Source organism: Streptomyces sp. NPDC059142, from assembly GCF_042755665.1.
GTDB lineage: Bacteria > Actinomycetota > Actinomycetes > Streptomycetales > Streptomycetaceae > Streptomyces.
This window is the reverse complement of sequence record NZ_JBHZDA010000214.1, coordinates 1-1,865: the sequence shown is the minus strand read 5'-3', so window position 1 is coordinate 1,865 and position 1,865 is coordinate 1. Positions and strand designations below refer to the sequence as shown.

Genomic DNA, 1,865 nt, shown 5'->3' with positions numbered 1-1,865 from the left:
GGTGACCCCCGCCTCCGACGGCCGGCTGTACGTGGCGGGGGGCCCCCCGGGGGGCTGGGGGCCCCAACCCCCCGGCCCAGTGCGCCGCGACCGCGAGGCGCCCCCCCGCGATCACACCCCCCCCCCCCGAGCGCGCCCCCCCGCCGCGCGCCCCGGGGGGGGCCCAGCACACGTATTGCCCGGTGAGAGCAATGGCGGAGGATACGAGATTCGAACTCGTGAGGGGTTGCCCCCAACACGCTTTCCAAGCGTGCGCCCTAGGCCACTAGGCGAATCCTCCGCGGCAAACAATACAATACGCTGGGCCGTGCTCGCGAACTCGTTCGCCGGGGTCCGGATCGGGTACTGTGTGCGGAGCCCCTCACGTGGCGCTAACTGACTGAACTCCCCCAGGGCCGGAAGGCAGCAAGGGTAGGTCGGCTCTGGCGGGTGCGTGGGGGGCGCTTGCGTTGGGGGTGGCGGTGGAGGGGGCTTTGTCGTAGGGGGCCGATATCGTCGTAGGTGTGTCGTCCCTTGCGCTGTACCGCCGTTATCGCCCCGAGTCGTTCGCCGAGGTCATCGGGCAGGAGCATGTCACTGACCCGCTGCAGCAGGCCCTGCGCAACAACCGGGTCAACCACGCCTACCTGTTCAGCGGGCCGCGTGGCTGCGGGAAGACGACCAGTGCGCGGATCCTCGCGCGCTGTCTGAACTGCGAGCAGGGGCCCACGCCCACCCCGTGCGGTACCTGTCAGTCCTGCCGGGACCTGGCCAGGAACGGGCCGGGGTCGATCGATGTCATCGAGATCGACGCCGCCTCGCACGGTGGCGTGGACGATGCGCGTGATCTGCGGGAGAAGGCGTTCTTCGGGCCCGCCGGAAGTCGTTACAAGATCTACATCATCGACGAGGCGCACATGGTCACCTCGGCGGGGTTCAACGCCCTGCTGAAGGTCGTCGAGGAGCCGCCGGAGCATCTCAAGTTCATCTTCGCGACCACCGAGCCTGAGAAGGTCATCGGGACGATCCGGTCGCGTACGCACCACTACCCGTTCCGGCTGGTGCCGCCCGGGACGCTGCGCGACTATCTCGCCGAGGTGTGCGACCGGGAGGGCGCCTCCGTCGCGGACGGGGTGCTGCCCCTGGTCGTACGGGCCGGTGCCGGGTCCGTGCGTGACTCGATGTCCGTGATGGACCAGTTGCTGGCGGGCGCCGCCGACGACGGTGTGACGTACGCCATGGCCACGGCCCTGCTCGGGTACACGGACGGTTCGCTGCTGGACGCCGTGGTGGACGCGTTCGCCGCCGGGGACGGGGGCGCGGCCTTCGAGGTCGTGGACCGGGTCATCGAGGGCGGCAACGATCCGCGCCGCTTCGTCGCCGATCTGCTGGAACGCCTTCGTGACCTGGTCATTCTGGCCGCCGTGCCGGACGCGGGGGAGAAGGGGCTGATCGACGCCCCCGCCGATGTCGTCGAGCGGATGCAGGCCCAGGCGTCCGTCTTCGGGGCGGCCGAGCTGAGCCGGGCCGCGGATCTCGTCAATACGGGGCTGACGGAGATGCGCGGGGCCACCTCGCCGCGGCTCCAGTTGGAGCTGATCTGCGCGCGGGTGCTGCTGCCCGCCGCGTTCGACGACGAGCGTTCGGTCCAGGCGCGCCTCGACCGGCTGGAGCGGGGCGCCGCCGCCGCGTCCTCGGTCGCCGGGGCCGCCTTCTCGGGCGGCGGGGCCGGGCCCGCGGCCGGGTACGTCCCCGGTCCGGACAGCCACGCCGCCGTACCGCCGCCCGCCCCGGTGGAGGATCCCGCCGCGGCCGCCGCCCGGGCCGCAGCCGCCGCGCAGGCAGCGCAGGCCGCCGCCCAGGCTGCGCCGGCTCCGCCCGCGCCC

1 protein-coding gene, 1 tRNA gene and 1 other RNA gene are annotated in these 1,865 nt (G+C 72.6%); 2 read left to right on the top strand and 1 reads right to left on the bottom strand.

The features are described 5' to 3' along the window. Positions 1-192: 192 nt before the first annotated feature. Positions 193-280 (bottom strand) — tRNA-Ser (locus ACFXPK_RS32820). Positions 281-352: 72 nt separating this feature from the next. Here ACFXPK_RS32820 and ffs point away from each other — a divergent pair. Both ffs and ACFXPK_RS32810 read left to right on the top strand, forming a co-directional pair. Beyond that, positions 353-451, top strand: an RNA gene (ffs, locus tag ACFXPK_RS32815) — signal recognition particle sRNA small type. Positions 452-503: 52 nt separating this feature from the next. Next, on the top strand, positions 504-1,865 hold a 1,362-nt coding region (locus ACFXPK_RS32810), incomplete at its 3' end, for a DNA polymerase III subunit gamma and tau (RefSeq protein WP_385080808.1).